Source organism: Microbacterium sp. LMC-P-041, assembly GCF_030209555.1.
Taxonomy (GTDB): Bacteria; Actinomycetota; Actinomycetes; order Actinomycetales; family Microbacteriaceae; genus Microbacterium.
On sequence record NZ_JARVRV010000004.1, the window covers coordinates 259,176 to 276,592 of the forward strand.

Sequence of the window (17,417 nt, forward strand, 5' to 3'; positions counted from 1 at the left end):
CACGCGTCTGAGCGGGTGATCAGAGGTTCGGCCCGCGGATCATCCGCACCGGTCCTCTGGCGTCGTCGATGGACACCTTCTCGCCCTTCTGCGTCACGACGATCTCATCGCGCTCGGCGAGTGCAGCCGCGATTCGGCGGACATCCGACATGGTCGAGCGCCACGAGTCCCCGCCCACAGTCCGGGCGACGTCACTCGGACAGATCGAAGACTCGCCCCGCTTGCGGATGAGCGCGCGCATCGCGGCCGCGATCCTCTCGTCGAAGTCGTCGCCGGTGCGGTCCTCCCACCAGGGCGCCCCTCGTTCCCCGAGCGCGGTCTTCGCGTCCTGCATCCGACGTCGTGCGTCCGGCTCCTGCGCCTTCACCGCGCGCCGCGCAGCCATCAGCTCGTTGACCAGCTCCTGGCGGAATGTCTCGGGGATCAAGGGGTCGGTCGCGCGCCACCGCCGGCCGTCGATGACGACGTGATGACCGTCGGGCGTGCGCTCCGGACCGCTCACACCGCTGCCGTTCGCGCTGTCGTCCGAGGTCATGCAGCCAGTCAATCCGACCATGATCAGGTCGACCAGGGGCTTGACCGCACCTGGGTACCCCCGATCGGGAGGAGATCCGCGCTGCGGAGGACGAGTCGACGGACAAGCGCCCTCCCGTGTGCGGATCTCCTTTCGAACGGCTCTCGCTCGGAGTTCAGACGGCGCGCAGGTCGTGCGGGGCGACGTTGAGACGCTCGCACCCGTCGGCGGTCACGACGACGATGTCCTCGATGCGTGCGCCCCATCGGCCGGCGAAGTAGATCCCGGGCTCGATGCTGAACGCCATGCCCTCGCGCAGCACGAGATCGTTGCCGGGCGCGATGTAGGGCTCTTCGTGTACCGAGACGCCGATGCCGTGACCCGTGCGGTGCAGGAAGGCCTCGCCGAGCCCCGCCTCGGCGAGTACGGACCGCGCCGCGGCATCGACAGCCTCGGCCGTCGCGCCGGGGCGCACGGCGTCGACAGCGGCCTGCTGAGCGCGGACGAGCACGGCGATGCTATCGGCGCCTTCACTGTCGGGTGTGCCGACCACGTAGGTGCGGGTGCTGTCGGAGTTGTAGCCGCTCGGCACGGCGCCGCCGATGTCGACGACGACGATGTCTCCGTCCTCGATCACGCGGTCGGACACCTCGTGGTGGGGATCCGCGCCATTGGGCCCGGAGCCGACGATGACGAACTCGACGGTGCGGTGGCCCTCGGCCACGATGGCCTCAGCGATGTCGGCCGCCACCTCGCGCTCGGTGCGCCCCGCCCGCAGCCACTCGGGCACTCGACGATGCACGGCGTCGATCGCGGAGCCGGCACGCCGGAGCTCGGCGACCTCTTCAGCATCCTTGATCATGCGTCCCTCACGCAGCACCGGGGTGGCGAGCTCGACGCGCACGTCGATCCGGTCGGCGAGCGGGATCACGTGCAACGCCGGCAGAGCGTCTGAAACTCCCACTCGCGTGACTGCGCCCAGGGCGGCGGCCACGAGGTCGTAGGGATTCTGTCCGTCGACCCAGTCGGAGACGGCGAGGCCGAGCTCACCCACCGCCGTGGTCCTGACCTTCGCCAACTCCATGCGCGGCACGATGACGGCGGGAGCGATGCCGGGTCCGAGCACGAGTGCGGTGAGGCGCTCGATCGTGTCTCCCTCGACGCCGACCAGATACTCCAGATCAGGGCCCGGACCCACCACTATCCCGTCGAGACCGGCGTCAGCGGCAAGCGCTGCTGCGCGGTCGAGTCGAGCGGCGTACACGGAGGCGGGGAACGGCAGTGTGCTCACGGCATCCACGCTACTGCGCCGGCCGTTCCCCGGGAACGGCGACTCAGCTGACGGCGAGGCGGATGCGCTCGGTGAGAACCTTGCGGTTCGCGGCAGACAGATCGAGCAGCGCGTATGCGGTCGGCCACATCGTGCCGTCGTCGAGGTTCGAGATCGGCTCGAAACCGAACGTGCCGTACCTGACCTTGAACTTGCTGGCCGGCTGGAAGAAGCAGAGCACCTTGCCGTCCTTGCCCCAAGCGGGCATGCCGTAATACGTCCGCGGCATGAGCTCGGGAGCGACCTCGGTCACGAGGTCGTGGAGCGCCTTCGACAGCTCTCGATCGTTGTCATCGGGAAGCTTCGCGATCGCCGCCTCGAGGTCTGCGACACCCTCGGCCCGCACCTCCTCCGGGGTCTTCTTGGCACGAGACCGAGACTTGCGCTTGTCGGCCGCGGCCTCCTTCATCGCCTCGCGCTCTTCGGCACTGAAGTTCTTCTCGTTGTCAGCCATGGCCGACTCCTTTCACTGTGTGATCTGCGATGAATCTCACACTACGGATGCGGCGCACTGCTGTGCTTCTTGATTCGTGATCGATGTCACGCGCGTACCCTGGCTGAACCCCGGCCACTATGGTGGACGCATGGATATGCGGGTCGCGGCATACGCGGTCGTCACCGATGACGACGGTCGCATACTTCTCGCGCGCTGGACCGAGGGTCGTCGAGTGGCATGGACGATGCCAGGCGGAGGGCTGGAACCGGGTGAGGCTCCCGAGGACGCCGTGCGGCGTGAGCTGCGCGAGGAGACCGGCTACACGGTCAAGGTCGGCGAGCTGCTGGGCATTCATTCGAGGGTGATCCCGGCGAGCCAGCGGGTGAACCAGTCGGATCAGCCTCTGCACACCCTGCGCATCGTCTACCGGGCGTCGGTGACGGGCGGCAAGCTGACATTCGAGGCCGATGGCTCGACCGACATGGCCGAGTGGTTCCCACTGAAAGCCGTGAAGGAACTGCAGAGGGTCAAGCTGGTCGACATCGCCCTGCGGATGGCCGGCATCCTCTGACTCAGTCGCGGGCCTCTTCGGGCACCGAGATGTCGGCGACTGTGGCACCGTACGCGGCGATGAGGTCATCGGCATCGACGAAGAGGCTGTAGCCGTGAGCGCCGGCACCCATGGCGATCCGCTGCCCGACGATCGACTCGTCGGCGAAGACCGGCCAGTCCGTGGTGCTGCCGATGGGCACGATTGTTCCGCGCTCGTAGCCGGTCGCCGCGAGGGCGAGATCAGGCTCGGGCAAGCGGAGCTTGTTCACTCCGACGACCGCACGCAGCTTCGGCCACGAGATCGACCTGCCGCCGGGAACCAGCGCGAAGAGATACGTGTCGTCCGACCGCTTGACGACGAGCGTCTTGACGATGCCGGAGGGAGGGATACCGAGCAGCTCAGCCGCCTCGAAGAGACTGCGGGCGGCAGGACGCTCGCGGATCTCGATGTCGAGTCCGCGAGCCGCTGCGGCGTCCCTCACCCGGGCATGGAGATCCCCCGGCTCAGTGGCCGGGGGCTCCGATGTCGAGGTCACGCGTCAGGTGCGGAGAGCGGGTCGTCGGCGACCCAGAGCTCGTCGTCTGCGCGCAGTGCCTGCCAGGCGGCGTAGAGAACGCCGGCCGCTGCGGCGACTCCGAGGATCAGGGCGATGACCGAACCGACGCTCGGGCCCTTCGGCTCGGGCTGAGTGGCCTTCCTGACCTTCTTCACGACGCCTTCGCGCTTGGCGTTCGCGACATCCCACGCGGTGAGCGCGGTGCCGACGACTCCGCCGACGATCGGGACGACCTTGTCGTCCACCACGTGGTGACCGAAGCGGACGCCGCGGTCGACGACCGGTGCGACGCGACGGTTGTAGGTGTCCTGGACGACAGGACCGACCTGCTCGCGACCGAAGTGGCCGAGCTGACGTCCGGCTTCACGCGCGACGTCGGCGGCGTGGCCGACGAGGACCTGCTGGTTCTCCCAGAGCTGGTTGGCGTCGTTCTGAAGACGACGCAGCTCCTTCTTCCGCTTGCGGCTGATGCTCACGATGCTCTCCTGTCGATTGGAGTACGGATTCCCCATCTTGCCACGCGACCGTGTATGGGGCGAGGGAATCGCCGAACCCTTGCGTCGGAGGCCGATGAGCGCTAGACGCGGGCCAACTCATGGGAAGCTCTGCGAGAATGGACCCATGGCTCACGCTTCTCATGTCGCAACCCTGCACACCAACCACGGTGACATCGTCATCAACCTCTTCGGCGACCACGCCCCGAAGACGGTCAAGAACTTCGTCGGCCTCGCCGACGGCACCCAGGAGTGGACGCACCCCGCCACCGGCAAGCCGGGCGAGGGTGCTCTCTACAAGGACGTCATCTTCCACCGCATCATCCCGAACTTCATGATCCAGGGCGGCGACCCGCTCGGACAGGGCGTCGGGGGCCCCGGATACAACTTCGACGACGAGATCAACATGGAGCTCAACTTCAACGAGCCCTACATCCTCGCCATGGCCAACGCCGGTCTGCGTCGCAACGCCATCACGGGCAAGGCCGAGGGCACCAACGGCTCGCAGTTCTTCATCACGACCGACCCCACCCCCTGGCTCCAGGGCAAGCACACGATCTTCGGCGAGGTCGCCGATGACGCCTCCAAGGCTGTCGTCGACGCGATCGCCGCTGTGCCGACGGCTGCGGGCGACCGTCCCATCGAGCCGGTCGTGCTGCAGTCGATCGACATCGTCGCGGCCTGACGCCGACGCTGGCCGATCCGGATGACGACGCCTGAGTTCGCGGAAAACCGCGACAACTTCTGCTACCGGCATCCGGATCGGCAGAGCTTCGTGCTCTGTCAGCGGTGCCTGCGCACGATCTGCCCCGAATGCCAGACGCAGGCGGCTGTCGGGGTCATCTGCCCCGAGTGCATGGCCGCAGAGCGAAAGAACCGCAGTCCCGCCCAGAAGCGCGCCGAGCGTCGCTGGGGCGGGCGCGGCGCCGCACTCGCCTCGCGTGGCAGCGGCAAGCCCGTCGTCACGTACTCGCTGCTGGCGATCACGTCGTTCATCGGGCTCCTTCAGCTCATCCCGGGAGTGGGCCAGGCGATCACGGGCCAGCTGCTCTTCGCGGCGGGCTATCTGTATCCGGATCTGTCGCTCATGCCGTTCGAACCGTGGCGGCTTCTCACGGCGGTGTTCGTGCATGGCGGTTTCCTGCATCTCGCGCTCAACATGCTGGCGCTGTGGATGCTGGGTCAGAGTCTCGAACCGATGCTCGGCCGAATCCGCTTCCTGTCGCTGTACCTGATCAGCGGACTCGGCGGTTCCGTCGCCGTCGCGCTGCTCGCGCCCGGAACCGCGACGGTGGGCGCCTCCGGCGCGATCTTCGGCCTGATGGCCGCCCTGCTGATCATCGGACGGCACATCGGCGCGAACGTGACCGGCATCCTCGTGATCCTCGGCATCAACTTCGTCGTCGGCTTCGTGTTCTCTCAGAACATCGCCTGGCAGGCGCACCTCGGCGGGGCGATCGTCGGTGCGCTCGTGGCGTTCATCCTCACGAGGACCCGACGGCGTGAGCAGCGGACGCTACAGATCGTGCTGCTCGTTGCCGTCGTCGTCGCGCTCGTCCTGATCGTCGCCCTGTTGGTACCGTTCCTGATCACGACGGTTTACTCCTGATCAGAAGTTGTTAACAGGTTTGTTGACCGATGTGAATAACATCTGTGTAATTCTCCCCATGTTGGGGATAACCTGTGGATAACTCAGAAGAAGGCCCCTCTCGCCAGCGCGAGAGGGGCCTCCTTCGAAATCGGTGGGGCGGGCGTCAGCGCCAGCGTGTGGTCATCAGGAAGCCGATCAGGGCGATGCCCAGGCCGATCGCAAGGTTCCAGTTGTCGAGCCCCGGGATCGGGAACTGCATGCCCGAGATGTAGAACACGAGGATCCACACGAGACCGAGGAGCATGAAGCCGACCATCACCGGCTTGAACCACACGGCGTTGGGTGCGGCTTCGCCTTCGCTGCGCGGAGCTTCGGGTTCTTCGGTCTTGCGGTCGCGTGCCATTCCCACAGTGTACCCAAGAGTGTCATATCGCGCGGAAAACCAGGGCCGCAGGGCGGGAGTACAGGTCTGGCGGATAGCATGTCGCCATGACTGCATCCGTCGTCTCGGGGGAGCGACGTGCACACCGCCGCCGCCCCCGGTCGCGCGCGACCTTCACCAGCGTCCTCGGCGAGCTGCTGCTCACGGGCGGAGTGATCGTGCTTCTCTTCGTCGCGTGGCAGATGTGGATCGGCGACATCATCATCGCGGCCCAGAAGAACGAAGAGGGTGCGGCGGTCTCGCAGGAATGGGCGAACGCACCCGCTCCCGAGCTCCCACCGGTCGTCGAGACCGACGACGGAGCGACAGTCTTCGAGCCCGTGATCCCCGCCGCTCCGGCCGACACCGAGCTTCTCGGCCAGATGCACGTGCCGCGCTTCGGTGCCGAGTACAACGTCGGCATCTACGGCGGTACGACCCGCGCGCGCACGCTCGACAAGCTCGGGATCGGCGTCTACACCGACTCGAAGATGCCCGGTGAGGTCGGCAACTTCGCGATGGCCGGCCACCGCACCACCTGGGGCAAGCCCTTCAACCAGCTCGACAAGCTCCAGGTCGGCGACGCGATCGTCGTCGAGACGCCTGACGGATGGTTCACGTACCGCTTCCGGACGCTGGAGTACGTCAAGCCCACGCAGACGGACGTGCTGCTCGATGTGCCGCAGATGCCCGGCGTCGCGACGGGGGAGAAGTACATCACGCTGACCGCCTGTTCGCCGCTGTACTCCCTCGCCGAGCGCATCGTCGCCTACGGCGTGTACGAGAGCTTCCAGCCCCGCGCCGAGGGTCCGCCCGCCGCGCTCACCGATCCACCGCCTCCGCCGGCCGCGCCGTCGATCTAGCCGAACGGAAAGAGACGACCCATGTACGCCGCACTCTGGCGCATCCTCCCCGGCCCGTGGTGGCTGAAGCTCTTCATCCTCCTCGTGCTCGTCGCAGCGGTGCTCTACGGGCTCTTCTGGTACGTCTTCCCCTGGGTGAGCCCGCTGATCACCCCGGGTGAGGTCGACCTCGAATGACCCGCGTGCTCGTCGTGGACAACCACGACAGCTTCGTGCACACGCTCGTGGGGTACCTGCGCGAGCTCGGTGCCGACGTCGCGCTGATCGAGGCGGATACCATCGATGCCGCTGAACTCGCGGTGATGCTGCCGGACTTCGACGCGCTGCTGCTCTCTCCCGGCCCGGGCACCCCTGACGATGCCGGCGTCTCCGTCGACGCCGTGCGGCTCGCCGCGAGGATCCGGATGCCGCTTCTCGGCGTCTGCCTGGGGCATCAGGTGATCGGCGCCGCGTTCGGCACCACCGTTTCAGAGGCGCCTGAGCTGATGCACGGCATGGTGTCGCCGGTCACGCACGACGGATCAGCGCTCTTCGCCGGCATCCCGTCGCCGTTCGACGCGGGCAGATATCACTCCCTCGCTCTCGCGGAGACCGACCTTCCGGGTGACGTGGCCGTCACAGCGCGCACCGCGAGCGGCACCGTCATGGCACTGGAGCACATCCGTCTGCCCATACTCGGGGTGCAGTTCCACCCCGAGAGCGTGCTGACCGAGGGCGGATACCGTCTGCTCGCCAACTGGCTCGAACTGTGCGGCGACGCACATGCCGTGGCACGCTCAGCGGCACTGCACCCGCTGTCGGGCCCCGACGCTCGTGTGGATCAGCCGGCGGCGACGCAGTAGCGCAGTTCGACCGTCGAGCCGATCGCCACGTCTCCCGGCGCGGCCGACATCGATGACACGGTGGGCGGTTCGGTCGGCGTGCAGTCGATCAGCTCGACCGGACTGGGCGTGAGGCCGATGCGTTCGAGCTCAGCCTGAGCCGCTTCCATCGTCCACCCGGTGACGTCGGTGAGGGTGACCCGGCCGCTCGCGACGACGAGATTCACGATGGTCTGCGGTGCGACCTCGGTGTCGGCCGCCTCGCTGGCCTCCATCACCGTCTCGGCCGCCAGCCCCTTGTCGTTGCGCTGGATGACCGTGCCCAGTTCGAGCCCTGCCGCCGCGAGTGCGTCTTTGGCGGCCGTCAGAGACAGGCCCTCGAGCATCGGGACGACGACCGTCTCCTTGCCGGAGGACACGTAGACCGTCACGGAATCGCCCTCGCTCACGGCGGTGCCGGACGCAGGGTCTGTGCGGGTCACGTTGCCCTCGACGATGTCGTTGCTGGACTCGAGCACCAGCTTCGAGGTGAGATCGAGCTTGCCGAGATCATCCTGGGCGCGCTCGGACGAGACATTGACGAGATCAGGCACCACGCGCGAGCTCGACGGCACGTCGTCCGGGCGCATGCTGAGCGTCCAGACCCAGAACAACACCGAGGCGAGAAGCACGGCAAGCAGTGCCACACCCGCCCAGATCCACGCGACGGGCGGACCCGACTGCGTGCGAGCCATGGTGGTGTCGGTGCTCAGCTGGCGGAGCGACCGGGCGGTCTCCTGCGCGGCACGCGGATTCGGTCCGTACAGCTCGCTCGTGAGCGCGCCGAGCTCCTTGCGGCTCGGCGCATGGCCGGAGACCGCCGAGTCGAGCGCAGCGCGGAAGTGCGCGGCATCCGGGTATCGCTGGTAGGGATCCTTGGCCAGCGCGCGCAGGACGATCGGGTCGAGCGCGCCGGGGGAGTCCTCGTTCACCTCGGTCGGAGGGACCGGAGTCTCGCTCACGTGCTGGTAGGCGACGGCCACGGGGGATTCGCCGCGGAACGGCTGACGGCCGGTGAGCAGTTCATAGAGCACGACGCCGGTCGAGTAGAGGTCGGCGCGTGCGTCGACCGGTTCGCCCTTGGCCTGCTCGGGTGAGAAGTATGCCGCGGTGCCGATGATCTGGGTGGTCTCGGCGACCGTCGATGACGAGTCGGACACGGCTCGGGCGATGCCGAAGTCCATGACCTTGACCTGGCCCTTGTCGGTCACCATCACGTTGCCCGGCTTGATGTCGCGGTGCACGACACCCGCACGATGCGAGTAGTCCAGTGCCTCGAGGATGCCGTCGACATAGCGCACGGCGTCGTCGACGGGCACCGGGCCCTTGGCGATGATGTCCTTCAGCAGCGTGCCGCTGATCAGCTCCATGATGATGTACGGAGGCTCATCCGTGCTGCTGTCGGTCGTCGAGGGGTCGCCGGCGTCGTAGACGCGGACGATCGACGGGTGCGACATGCGCGACGCGGACTGGGCCTCGAGACGGAATCGCGTGCGGAACGCGTTGTCGCGTGCCAGCTCGGGGTCGAGGATCTTGATCGCCACCGCACGACCGAGCGTCAGATCGTACCCGCGGTACACCTTCGCCATGCCGCCGTGCCCGATGAGCTCGTCGACGCGATAGCGACCCGCGAGAACGCGTGGCTCTGTCGACACGTAGTGACCCCCTGATACGACCTTGTGGATGCTCCAGCCTACGGCGGGAGCGGGTTATTCGCCTGAGTCTCCGCCGTCTGCGTCGCCTTCATCGGCGCCCGGCGCGGCGGGCAGGATGACGACGCCCGGCATGGCATCCGACTGCTCGGACGGCATGTCGCTGCCGCAGAAGACGCGGAACGTGGCGGTGATCGACTGTCCGGCCGTGCCGGGCACGATCTGCGTCGAGAGCACGCTGGGTCCGAAGCTGCGGATGGACTCGCCGGCGTTGCCGCCGGAGAACGTCGCGTTGGTGAGCGTCACCTCGAAGGCCGATCGCGCCGGGGTGCCCGAGGGGCACTCGAAGCTCGGCCAGTTGAGGGTCACGGGCTCGCCCTCGGTGGCGGTGCCGGCGATGGTCGGGGTGCCCGAGGGCTTGCCCACCTTCACCTGCTCCTTGAAGGTCGTCAGCGTGATGGCCGTGCCCTCGGGAACGTTGCCGCCGGGCTGCACGGACTCGACCGTGCCGACCTGGTTCGCGTTGGGAGCGATGGTGTTGCCCACCACGCACTCGGCCTGGAGTCCGGCGTTGACGGCAGCGGTCTGCGCGGCATCGCACTGCATCCCCACGAGACCGAGAGCATCGACGTCCACGAGCTCGGGCTCGGGCGTCTCGGTCTCGGTCGGTGTCGGCTTCGGGGTCTGCGACACGGTCTCCGACTGGGTCGGCTCGGGATCGGGGTCGCCCTGATTCATCAGGGCGAACACGGTTCCACCGAGCACGATCACGAGCAGTGCGATGAGAGCGATCAGCGGCCACGTCCAGGGGCTGCGCTTCTTCTTCTTCTCGGCTTCCTCCTCGGCCTGCTCGCCGGTGGGCAGCTGGGCCGTCGTGGGGAGGATGCGCGTCGTGCCGTCGTCGCCCGATGCGGTGAGCAGCCGGGTGGCGTCGTCGGAGGCGACACCACCGGTCGCGATGGCCGGCACCGCGATGGCAGCGGAGTTCAGGTCGCCTCGGCGCAGAGCCTGGGCGGCGCGTGCCACGGTCGCCGACGACGACGGGCGGTCGGCGGGCTTCTTGGCGATCATCGCCATGACGAGGTTCTGCACCGGGATCGGCACGGTCGGCGGCAGCGGCGGAGGCTGCTCGTTGATCTGCGCCATCGCGATCGCGACCTGCGATTCACCCGTGAAGGGCCGCTTGCCTGCGAGGCACTCGTAGGCGACGATGCCGAGCGAGTACGTGTCGGTCGCCGGTGACGCCGGGTGCCCCGACGCCTGCTCGGGCGAGAGGTACTGCACGGTGCCCATGACCTGGCCGGTGGCCGTCAGCGGCACCTGGTCGGCGATGCGGGCGATGCCGAAGTCCGTGATCTTGACGCGGCCGTCCGGCGTGATCAGCAGGTTTCCCGGCTTGATGTCACGGTGCACGAGACCTGCCGCATGCGCGGCCTGCAGAGCGGATGCCGTCTGCGCGACGATGTCGAGGGTCTTGTCGGCGCTCAGGGCGCCGTCGCGCTCGAGCACGGTCGAGAGGGCCTCGCCGGGAACGAGCTCCATGACGAGGTAGGCGCTGCCGTTCTCCTCGCCGTAGTCGAAGACGCTCGCGATGCCCTCGTGGTTGACGAGTGCGGCATGGCGCGCCTCAGCGCGGAACCGCTCGAGGAACCCGGGGTCCCCCATGTACTCGTCCTTGAGGATCTTGATGGCCACGGTGCGGCCGATGACGTGATCCGTCGCCTCCCACACCTCGCCCATGCCGCCGATCGCAATACGCGACTGCAGCTCGTAGCGACCACCGAACGACACACCCTGCGTCGGTCTCATCTGCCCAGCACCGCCTCTATGACCTTCTTTGCAATCGGAGCGGCGATGGTGTCGCCGGATCCTGACTGCCCTTGTCCACCGCCGTCTTCGACGAGGACCGCTACTGCCACCTCGGGGTCGTCCGCCGGCGCGAAACCGGTGAACCACAACGTGTACGGCTTGTTATCGTTCTCGGTCGTGCCGGTCTTCCCCGCCACATCGACCCCGTCTATTCTTGCACCCTGCGCAGCGCCGTTTGAGACGCTCGCGACCATCGACGCCGTGATCTGATCGGCGATCGTCGCATCGGTCGTCTGACCGAACTGGGTGTCGTCGTACGAACGGATGACCGAGAGGTCGTTGCCGATCACCGTGTCGACCAGACGGGGGTTCATCACGACGCCGTCGTTCGCGATGCCGGCCGCCACCATCGCGATCTGCAGCGGCGTCGCGGTGACCTGTCCCTGGCCGAATCCGGTGAGGGCGGTCTGCGCGTCGTCGAGGGCACGCGGGTAGCTCGACGGAGTCGATTCGAGCGGCGTCGAGAAGCTCCGATTGAAGCCGAACTTCTCCGCCATCTCGCGGATCGCGTCATCGCCGAGCTCGACGGCGAGCTCGGCCATCGGGATGTTGCAGCTCAGGCGGATGGCTTCGGAGATCGACACGGTGTCTCCGCTGCCGCACGTGCCGCCCCAGGCGTTCGCGACCGTGTTCGTCGAGCCGGGCAGCTGATAGCGGGCCGGGTTCGGGAGCGTCGAGTCGGGCGTCCAGTTGCCCGACGCGTAGGCCGCGGCCGCCACGACGAGCTTGAACGTCGAGCCGGGAGGGTTGAGGTCGCCGGCGATCGCTCGGTTCGAGAGGGGCTTCGTGGGGTCTTCGTCGAGCTGGTCGTAGGTCGCGTTTGCGGCATCCGCGTCGTGCGTCGCGAGCTGGTTGGTGTCGAACCCGGGGGTCGACACCAGTGCGAGGATGCGCCCGGTCTTCGGCTCGATCGCGACGACCGCGCCGTTGAGGCCCTGCAGAGCGTCGTATGCGGCGCGCTGCGCGGCCGTGTCGAGGGTCAGCTCGACGCTGAATCCGCTCTGCGGCTGACCCGAGAGGATCCGCTCGATCTCGGCGAAGAAGGCGCTCGATCCCGTTCCCGACAGGTCGGCGTTCATCGCCCGCTCGATGCCGGTCGCTGACTGCAGCGCCGGGTTGAAGTACCCGGTGACAGGGGCCCACATCGCGGCATCCGTGTAGACGCGCTGGAACTGGTAGCGGTCGTCCGAGGGGGTCGAGGAGGCGATCGCGACGTCGTCGACGATGATCGACCCGCGCTGGATCTCGTAGCTGTCGAGGAGCGTGCGCCTGTTGTTCGGGTTCTGCCCGAGGGCGTCGGCCTCGACGACCTGGATCCAGCTGGTCGCGGCGAACAGCGACAGGAACATGAACAGCATCACGATGCTGAGACGGCGGAGTTCTTTGGTCATGTCAGCCGATCACCGCCCGGGGTTGGCTGCGGACGCCGTCGGAGATGCGCAGCAGGATGGCCACGATCAGCCAGTTGGCGATGAGCGAGGATCCACCGGCGGCGAGGAACGGCGTGGTCAGACCGGTCAGCGGGATGACCCTCGTCACGCCGCCGACCATGATGAACACCTGCAGCGCGATGGTGAACGAGAGGCCGATGGCGAGCAGCTTGCCGAAGTCGTCCTGACCCGCCAGTCCGATGCGCACGCCACGGCTCACGAAGACCATGTAGAGGCAGAGGATCGCGAACAGCCCGATCAGGCCGATCTCCTCGCCGAGGCTCGTGATGATGTAGTCGCTGTGGGCGAGGGGCGTGACGTCGGGGCGTCCCTGACCCCAGCCCGTGCCGAGAAGGCCGCCGTGCGCCAGCCCGAACAGGCCCTGCATGGGCTGGAAGCCGGCGCCGTCGGGGTCGACCTTCTCGGGGTCGAAGAGGAACAGCCAGTTGACGAAGCGGCCCTGCACATAGCTGAGGATCTGTGTCGCCACCGCGACACCCGCAGCCACGAGGGCGAGGCCGATGAGCACCCAGCTGGTCTTGCCGGTCGCGACGTAGAGCATTGCGACGAACATGCCGAAGATCAGGGTTCCGGTTCCGAGGTCGCGCTGGATGACGATGATGCCGAGCGAGATCGCCCACACCACCAGAACCGGTCCGAGTTCGCGCATGCGCGGCCACATGATGCCGAGGAACTTCGTGCCGACAGACGTCAGGCTCTCCCGCGTGCGCACGAGATAGCCCGCGAAGAAGATCGCGAGGCAGATCTTGGCGAGCTCGCCGGGCTGGAAGGCGAACATGCCGCCGAGCGACACCCAGACCTGGGCGTTCGCATCGGGGATGCGCAGGCCCGGGACGAAGGGGAGCAGCAGGAGCAGGATGCCGGAGAGGCCGAAGATGTAGGTGTAGCGGAACAGCACCCGGTAGTTGCGCAGCAGGATCACGCACGCGATCGCCCCGGCGAGAGAGATGCCCGTCCACGCGAGCTGCTTCGTCGAGTAGGCGTCCCACCCTGTGAGGGACTTCGCGATGTCGATGCGATAGATCATCGCGATGCCGAGGCCGGTCAGCAGCGTGGCGATCGGCAGCAGGAACGGGTCGGCGGCCGACGCGACGGCACGCAGCACGAAGTGCACGGCGAAGGCCAGCACGGCGAGGCCACCGCCGATCGCCAGGATCATGGGGTCGATCAGACCCAGAGCACCGAGCTGCACGAGCGTGAGAGCGCCGCCACTGAGAGCGACGGCGAAGAGCAGCAGCCAGAACTCGCGGTTGCGCTGCGTCTGCGGCATCCGCATTCTCTTGAGGGCCTTGATGACGCTGGTGTCGGCCGTGACGTCGGCGGTCATCCTGCGTCCTCCGTCGGCGTCGCGGTGGGCAGGGGAGTGGGCAGCGGGGTCTCGCCGATCACGCGGTCGGCGCCGGCCTGGAGTCGCGCGACGATGGCCTCGGCATCCGAGAACGACCGCGCCGTGATCGTGCGCTCCACGGAGTCACGCTGGTACGGCGGAAGGTTGGCGAGCAGGATGTCGGTGTCGCGGAGCGGAGTCGACAGGGTGATCGGGCCGATGTTCTGCTGCACGCCCTGGTAGATCACGACACTGTCGTCGTCGGCGCCGACGAAGTAGCGCGTCTGCGTCCAGCTGTAGGCGGCGAAGGCGGCGAACACGAGCATCGCGACGACCACCAGCATCCCGGCGATCCATCCGAGACGGCGGCGCTTGGCGCGTCGACGGTCCTCTTCGATGAGCTCTTCGAGGTATTCGGGGGCCGGCTCGAAGTGGCTGGGCTCGTTCGCGGCCTGGCGTACCGGGTGCAGCCAGTTGCCGCGGGGCGCGCGCACCGGAGGAACGGTCACGTTGGCGGGGTTCGATGCCGAGCCGACGATCGTCGCCGTGCCGGAGTGCATCGCGTGCTGACCGCCGACCTCGACGAGGACGATCGTCACGTTGTCGGGGGCTCCGCCGTCGAGCGCCTGCTTGAGCAGGTTGTCGGCCGTGCGGCCAGGCGCCATCCCCATGCGCATCGCCTTGAGGATGTGCGCCTCGTCGACGACGCCCGAGAGGCCGTCGGAGCACAGCAGCCAGCGGTCGCCCGGCTGGGTGTGCATCACGAACATGTCGAGCTCGGGATCGGCGTCCATGTCGCTCAGCACGCGCATGAGCACCGAGCGACGCGGGTGGTATCGCGCCTCTTCGGGCGTGATGCGGCCCGAGTCGACGAGTCGCTGCACGAAGGTGTGGTCGGCCGTGATCTGCGTCACCGCGTCGTCGCGGTAGAGGTAGATGCGCGAGTCGCCGATGTGGCCGATGACCGCGTAGTCGTCGACCATGATGACGGCGCTGAGCGTGGTGCCGAGGCCGGCGAGCTCGGGACGGTCCTTGGCGGCGCGGATCAGATCGCCGGCCGCGGTGGTCGCGGCGGCCTGCAGTGAGGCCTGTGCGTCGTCGACCGACGAGTACGGCTGGTCGAGCGGCTCCATCCGGTGGATCGCGATGCTCGAGGCGACGTCACCGCCGGCGTGACCGCCCATGCCGTCGGCGACGACGAAGAGATTCGCCCCGGAGTACCCGGAATCCTGGTTGTTGGAGCGGACCTTCCCGGTGTGGGAGATCGCGGCGCTCGAGCCTTCGAAGACCATGCCGGGGTCAGGCTCGCAGCTCGAAGGTCGTGGCGCCCACCTTGATGGGGGTGCCGAGGGCGAGGGCGACGGGACCGCCGGTCACGCGCTGGCCGGCGACGAAGGTGCCGTTGGTCGAGTCGAGGTCCTGGATGGCCCAGCTGTCGCCGCGCAGCATCAGACGTGCGTGGTGACTGGACGTGTAGTCGTCGCGGATCACGAGGGCGGATTCGCTGGAGCGTCCGATCGTCAACGTCTCGTTGCCGAGGGGGAGCTCGAGCCCCGCCTTCGGACCGGAGGTGATGACGAGCCGCTTGGCCGTCGCGACCGTGGCGGGACCGGTGCTGGGCTTCGACGACGCGGGGCGCGAGGCCGGGGCGGATGCGGGCGACTGCGTCGGAGCAGGCGTCGCCGCGGCGACCTCGGCCGGGAGCTTGCGGACCTTCATGCCGAACAGATCGGCGCGCAGCGAGTAGACGACGCCGAACACGAAGAACCACAGCAGCAGCAGGAAGCCCACGCGCAGCAGCAGCAGGACGAGTTCACTGGGTGTGCTCACGAGATGGCCCCGAACGCGCGGGTCGCGTCGTCGTCGCGCGGCCGGGGCGGGCGCGACGGGGTGGCGACGGGAACGATGCGGAACACCAGGTCGGTGCGTCCGATGGTCAGGGTGGTGTCGGAGGGGAGGGCGGCTTCGCGCACCTTCTGGCCGTCGACCTTGGTGCCGTTCGTCGAGCCGAGATCGCGCATCATGGCGCGCTCTCCGTCCCAGAGGACCTCGACGTGCTTACGGCTGGATCCGGCGTCGGCGATAGTGATGTCGGCATCCGTTCCGCGGCCGATGACGGTGCGTGCGCGGGTGAGCGAGTGGCGACGCCCGTCGACGTCGATCACGGCCTGCCACTCGACGCGCCCCTCGACGGTTCCTGAGCTGACGTTGACCGTGCCGGTCGCGATCTTGTCGTCACCCTCGAGCGAGATCGAGAGCGGGCCGGAGAAGCTGTAACCCTGCGACTTCGCGTGCTTGGTGAGAAGCGCGTGCAGTTCGTCGGTGAGGGCTCCACCGAGCCCCTGCATGCGCTCGGCGTCGTCGGTGCTGAGGCGCACGACGAAGTTATTGGGCGCGATGATGCGGTCCCTGCTCACCACAGCCGCTTTGGTGTCCGCTTCGCGCCGAAGGGCGGAAGCGATCTCCACGGGCTGGATGCCGCTGCGGAAGGTCTTCGCGAAGGCGCTGTTCACAGCGCGCTCGAGACCCTTCTCAAAGCTGTCAAGTAGTCCCACTGGGCTCCTCTGGCATGCCGACCGGTAGGCACATCGTAGCGAGGTGTGCTGGGTGAACGCCCTCGCGAGGCGGGAAAACGCCGAGATTCCGGGGGAGTGGGGGAGTGGGATGCGCCGGATGCAGGACCTCGGCACGTCTGCAGGACCGAAGAACATCCTCTCGTCCGGCATCCGTGCCCGACTCCTGCAGACCGCGGCGGCGCCGGTTTCATCGATGGGCGAAACGCGTGATATCTTTGGGAAGTTGAGTTCTTCGGAGCCCGACATACTCGCGCGAGTGGCGGAATGGTAGACGCGCTGGCTTCAGGTGCCAGTGTCCTTATGGACGTGGGGGTTCAAGTCCCCCCTCGCGCACAGCGAGCAGTGAATGAGAGACAGGCCCGGTTCCTTTCGAGGAAGCCGGGCCTTTCTCATGCATCGGCAGAGGTGTCGGCGGGGCGTCAGCCTCGGATCGACCGCCGAGCGGCTTCGAAGCGCACCCAGTCGTGGTCGGATGCCGGCGTCAGCTCCCACTCCTCGACGGGGCCGCTCTCCCATGCCGTCGCTGCCACTGCACCACCGGCATCGGTGAGATCCGTCACCACGGCGGCGTCGAGCCGGCCTCCGGCGAGCAGCTTGTCCTGCGACGCCTTCTTCACCCGACCCCACCACTCAGGCTCAGGTGTCGCGGTGAGCACCTCGCCCTTCTTCAGGACGGCGGCGACGGCGTCGGCGCCACTGTCGGCGGAGTCGTCGACGACGAGAACGGGCGGGCGCTTCACGCCCAACGCCGCCATCACCGCCTCGCCGAGGGAGTCGTAGGCGCCGGCGCTCGCCCGACGGCCGTCGAGGGTGTGCTCGATGTGGAAGCTCATGGATGAAGGCTACTCACGGTGTGCGGCCGACGCGCCGAGAACCCTCGCTTATTTTGAATGACTAAAAATAAGATACGGTGGGGAGACGACG

20 protein-coding genes and 1 tRNA gene are annotated in these 17,417 nt (G+C 67.7%); 7 read left to right on the plus strand and 14 right to left on the minus strand.

What is annotated here, in order from left to right:
• Positions 1 to 19 precede the first annotated feature (19 nt).
• The 3 genes from QRN21_RS07660 to QRN21_RS07670 form a co-directional block, all read right to left on the minus strand.
• Positions 20 to 535: a DUF3253 domain-containing protein gene (locus QRN21_RS07660; RefSeq protein ID WP_285363563.1), complete on the minus strand. Its 516-nt coding sequence runs from the start codon at positions 533 to 535 to the stop codon at positions 20 to 22.
• Positions 536 to 689: 154 nt separating this feature from the next.
• The gene (locus tag QRN21_RS07665) at positions 690 to 1,805 is read right to left on the minus strand and encodes a M24 family metallopeptidase (RefSeq protein ID WP_285363565.1); all 1,116 of its coding nucleotides are present in this window, start codon (positions 1,803 to 1,805) and stop codon (positions 690 to 692) included.
• Positions 1,806 to 1,848: 43 nt separating this feature from the next.
• Positions 1,849 to 2,298: a DUF1801 domain-containing protein gene (locus tag QRN21_RS07670; RefSeq protein ID WP_056275709.1), complete on the minus strand. Its 450-nt coding sequence runs from the start codon at positions 2,296 to 2,298 to the stop codon at positions 1,849 to 1,851.
• 130 nt (positions 2,299 to 2,428) lie between these two features.
• On the opposite strand from QRN21_RS07670, the gene QRN21_RS07675 reads away from it, so the two are divergent.
• Positions 2,429 to 2,851: an NUDIX hydrolase gene (locus QRN21_RS07675; RefSeq protein ID WP_053098257.1), complete on the plus strand. Its 423-nt coding sequence runs from the start codon at positions 2,429 to 2,431 to the stop codon at positions 2,849 to 2,851.
• A gap of 1 nt (position 2,852) precedes the next feature.
• On the opposite strand, the gene QRN21_RS07680 is transcribed toward QRN21_RS07675, so the two are convergent.
• Entirely contained in the window at positions 2,853 to 3,314 is a 462-nt protein-coding gene (locus QRN21_RS07680; RefSeq protein ID WP_053098258.1) for an aminoacyl-tRNA deacylase, read from the minus strand.
• Between the two features lie 50 nt (positions 3,315 to 3,364).
• Entirely contained in the window at positions 3,365 to 3,865 is a 501-nt protein-coding gene (locus QRN21_RS07685) for a hypothetical protein (RefSeq protein WP_053098260.1), read from the minus strand.
• 145 nt (positions 3,866 to 4,010) lie between these two features.
• Here QRN21_RS07685 and QRN21_RS07690 point away from each other — a divergent pair, with 145 nt between their 5' ends.
• Entirely contained in the window at positions 4,011 to 4,568 is a 558-nt protein-coding gene (locus QRN21_RS07690; RefSeq protein ID WP_053098262.1) for a peptidylprolyl isomerase, read from the plus strand.
• 21 nt (positions 4,569 to 4,589) lie between these two features.
• Positions 4,590 to 5,492 carry a rhomboid family intramembrane serine protease gene (locus tag QRN21_RS07695; protein WP_285363567.1) on the plus strand — a complete coding sequence of 301 codons (903 nt, stop codon included), beginning with the start codon at positions 4,590 to 4,592 and terminating at the stop codon, positions 5,490 to 5,492.
• A 145-nt stretch (positions 5,493 to 5,637) separates the two neighbouring features.
• Here QRN21_RS07695 and QRN21_RS07700 read toward each other — a convergent pair whose 3' ends face one another.
• On the minus strand, positions 5,638 to 5,877 hold the full coding sequence (locus QRN21_RS07700; RefSeq protein WP_042541028.1) for a cell division protein CrgA: 240 nt from the start codon (positions 5,875 to 5,877) through the stop codon (positions 5,638 to 5,640).
• 86 nt (positions 5,878 to 5,963) lie between these two features.
• Between QRN21_RS07700 and QRN21_RS07705 the strand changes: the two genes are divergently transcribed.
• From QRN21_RS07705 to QRN21_RS07715, 3 genes are read left to right on the plus strand one after another with little or no spacing between them, the layout of a single operon-like run.
• Positions 5,964 to 6,758, plus strand: coding sequence for a class E sortase (locus QRN21_RS07705; RefSeq protein ID WP_285363569.1), 795 nt, complete (start codon positions 5,964 to 5,966; stop codon positions 6,756 to 6,758).
• A 21-nt stretch (positions 6,759 to 6,779) separates the two neighbouring features.
• Complete coding sequence (locus QRN21_RS07710) at positions 6,780 to 6,935, plus strand: hypothetical protein (RefSeq protein WP_167947501.1); 156 nt, start codon at positions 6,780 to 6,782, stop codon at positions 6,933 to 6,935.
• Complete coding sequence (locus tag QRN21_RS07715; protein WP_053098266.1) at positions 6,932 to 7,600, plus strand: anthranilate synthase component II; 669 nt, start codon at positions 6,932 to 6,934, stop codon at positions 7,598 to 7,600. The genes QRN21_RS07710 and QRN21_RS07715 overlap by 4 nt, the downstream gene beginning before the upstream one ends.
• Here QRN21_RS07715 and pknB read toward each other — a convergent pair.
• Genes pknB through QRN21_RS07750 form a run of 7 tightly spaced genes read right to left on the minus strand, consistent with a single transcriptional unit; the run spans position 7,579 to position 16,472 of the window.
• Positions 7,579 to 9,273, minus strand: coding sequence for a Stk1 family PASTA domain-containing Ser/Thr kinase (pknB, locus tag QRN21_RS07720; protein WP_053098267.1), 1,695 nt, complete (start codon positions 9,271 to 9,273; stop codon positions 7,579 to 7,581). The genes QRN21_RS07715 and pknB overlap by 22 nt on opposite strands.
• A 54-nt stretch (positions 9,274 to 9,327) precedes the next feature.
• The gene (locus QRN21_RS07725; protein WP_083569241.1) at positions 9,328 to 11,079 is read right to left on the minus strand and encodes a protein kinase domain-containing protein; all 1,752 of its coding nucleotides are present in this window, start codon (positions 11,077 to 11,079) and stop codon (positions 9,328 to 9,330) included.
• Positions 11,076 to 12,530: a peptidoglycan D,D-transpeptidase FtsI family protein gene (locus tag QRN21_RS07730; RefSeq protein ID WP_056275724.1), complete on the minus strand. Its 1,455-nt coding sequence runs from the start codon at positions 12,528 to 12,530 to the stop codon at positions 11,076 to 11,078. The genes QRN21_RS07725 and QRN21_RS07730 overlap by 4 nt, the downstream gene beginning before the upstream one ends.
• 1 nt (position 12,531) lies before the next feature.
• On the minus strand, positions 12,532 to 13,917 hold the full coding sequence (locus QRN21_RS07735; protein ID WP_053098270.1) for an FtsW/RodA/SpoVE family cell cycle protein: 1,386 nt from the start codon (positions 13,915 to 13,917) through the stop codon (positions 12,532 to 12,534).
• Positions 13,914 to 15,209 carry a PP2C family protein-serine/threonine phosphatase gene (locus tag QRN21_RS07740; RefSeq protein ID WP_053098271.1) on the minus strand — a complete coding sequence of 432 codons (1,296 nt, stop codon included), beginning with the start codon at positions 15,207 to 15,209 and terminating at the stop codon, positions 13,914 to 13,916. The genes QRN21_RS07735 and QRN21_RS07740 overlap by 4 nt, the downstream gene beginning before the upstream one ends.
• A 7-nt stretch (positions 15,210 to 15,216) precedes the next feature.
• Entirely contained in the window at positions 15,217 to 15,747 is a 531-nt protein-coding gene (locus QRN21_RS07745; protein ID WP_053098272.1) for an FHA domain-containing protein FhaB/FipA, read from the minus strand.
• On the minus strand, positions 15,744 to 16,472 hold the full coding sequence (locus QRN21_RS07750) for an FHA domain-containing protein (RefSeq protein WP_053098273.1): 729 nt from the start codon (positions 16,470 to 16,472) through the stop codon (positions 15,744 to 15,746). Before QRN21_RS07750 ends, QRN21_RS07745 begins: the two co-directional genes overlap by 4 nt.
• Before the next feature lie 271 nt (positions 16,473 to 16,743).
• Here QRN21_RS07750 and QRN21_RS07755 point away from each other — a divergent pair.
• A tRNA-Leu gene (locus tag QRN21_RS07755) sits at positions 16,744 to 16,826 on the plus strand.
• An 86-nt stretch (positions 16,827 to 16,912) separates the two neighbouring features.
• On the opposite strand, the gene QRN21_RS07760 is transcribed toward QRN21_RS07755, so the two are convergent.
• Positions 16,913 to 17,326: a hypothetical protein gene (locus tag QRN21_RS07760; RefSeq protein ID WP_056275727.1), complete on the minus strand. Its 414-nt coding sequence runs from the start codon at positions 17,324 to 17,326 to the stop codon at positions 16,913 to 16,915.
• Between the last annotated feature and the right edge of the window lie 91 nt (positions 17,327 to 17,417).

What these genes read in the sequence shown, in the direction of transcription:
- QRN21_RS07660 (WP_285363563.1), bottom strand. Translation starts at nt 535, where the DNA reads ATGACCTCGGACGACAGCGCGAACGGCAGCGGTGTGAGCGGTCCGGAG.
- QRN21_RS07670 (WP_056275709.1), bottom strand. Translation starts at nt 2,298, where the DNA reads ATGGCTGACAACGAGAAGAACTTCAGTGCCGAAGAGCGCGAGGCGATG.
- QRN21_RS07675 (WP_053098257.1), top strand. Translation starts at nt 2,429, where the DNA reads ATGGATATGCGGGTCGCGGCATACGCGGTCGTCACCGATGACGACGGT.
- QRN21_RS07690 (WP_053098262.1), top strand. Translation starts at nt 4,011, where the DNA reads ATGGCTCACGCTTCTCATGTCGCAACCCTGCACACCAACCACGGTGAC.
- QRN21_RS07695 (WP_285363567.1), top strand. Translation starts at nt 4,590, where the DNA reads ATGACGACGCCTGAGTTCGCGGAAAACCGCGACAACTTCTGCTACCGG.
- QRN21_RS07700 (WP_042541028.1), bottom strand. Translation starts at nt 5,877, where the DNA reads ATGGCACGCGACCGCAAGACCGAAGAACCCGAAGCTCCGCGCAGCGAA.
- QRN21_RS07705 (WP_285363569.1), top strand. Translation starts at nt 5,964, where the DNA reads ATGACTGCATCCGTCGTCTCGGGGGAGCGACGTGCACACCGCCGCCGC.
- QRN21_RS07710 (WP_167947501.1), top strand. Translation starts at nt 6,780, where the DNA reads ATGTACGCCGCACTCTGGCGCATCCTCCCCGGCCCGTGGTGGCTGAAG.
- QRN21_RS07715 (WP_053098266.1), top strand. Translation starts at nt 6,932, where the DNA reads ATGACCCGCGTGCTCGTCGTGGACAACCACGACAGCTTCGTGCACACG.
- QRN21_RS07725 (WP_083569241.1), bottom strand. Translation starts at nt 11,079, where the DNA reads ATGAGACCGACGCAGGGTGTGTCGTTCGGTGGTCGCTACGAGCTGCAG.
- QRN21_RS07730 (WP_056275724.1), bottom strand. Translation starts at nt 12,530, where the DNA reads ATGACCAAAGAACTCCGCCGTCTCAGCATCGTGATGCTGTTCATGTTC.
- QRN21_RS07735 (WP_053098270.1), bottom strand. Translation starts at nt 13,917, where the DNA reads ATGACCGCCGACGTCACGGCCGACACCAGCGTCATCAAGGCCCTCAAG.
- QRN21_RS07740 (WP_053098271.1), bottom strand. Translation starts at nt 15,209, where the DNA reads ATGGTCTTCGAAGGCTCGAGCGCCGCGATCTCCCACACCGGGAAGGTC.
- QRN21_RS07760 (WP_056275727.1), bottom strand. Translation starts at nt 17,326, where the DNA reads ATGAGCTTCCACATCGAGCACACCCTCGACGGCCGTCGGGCGAGCGCC.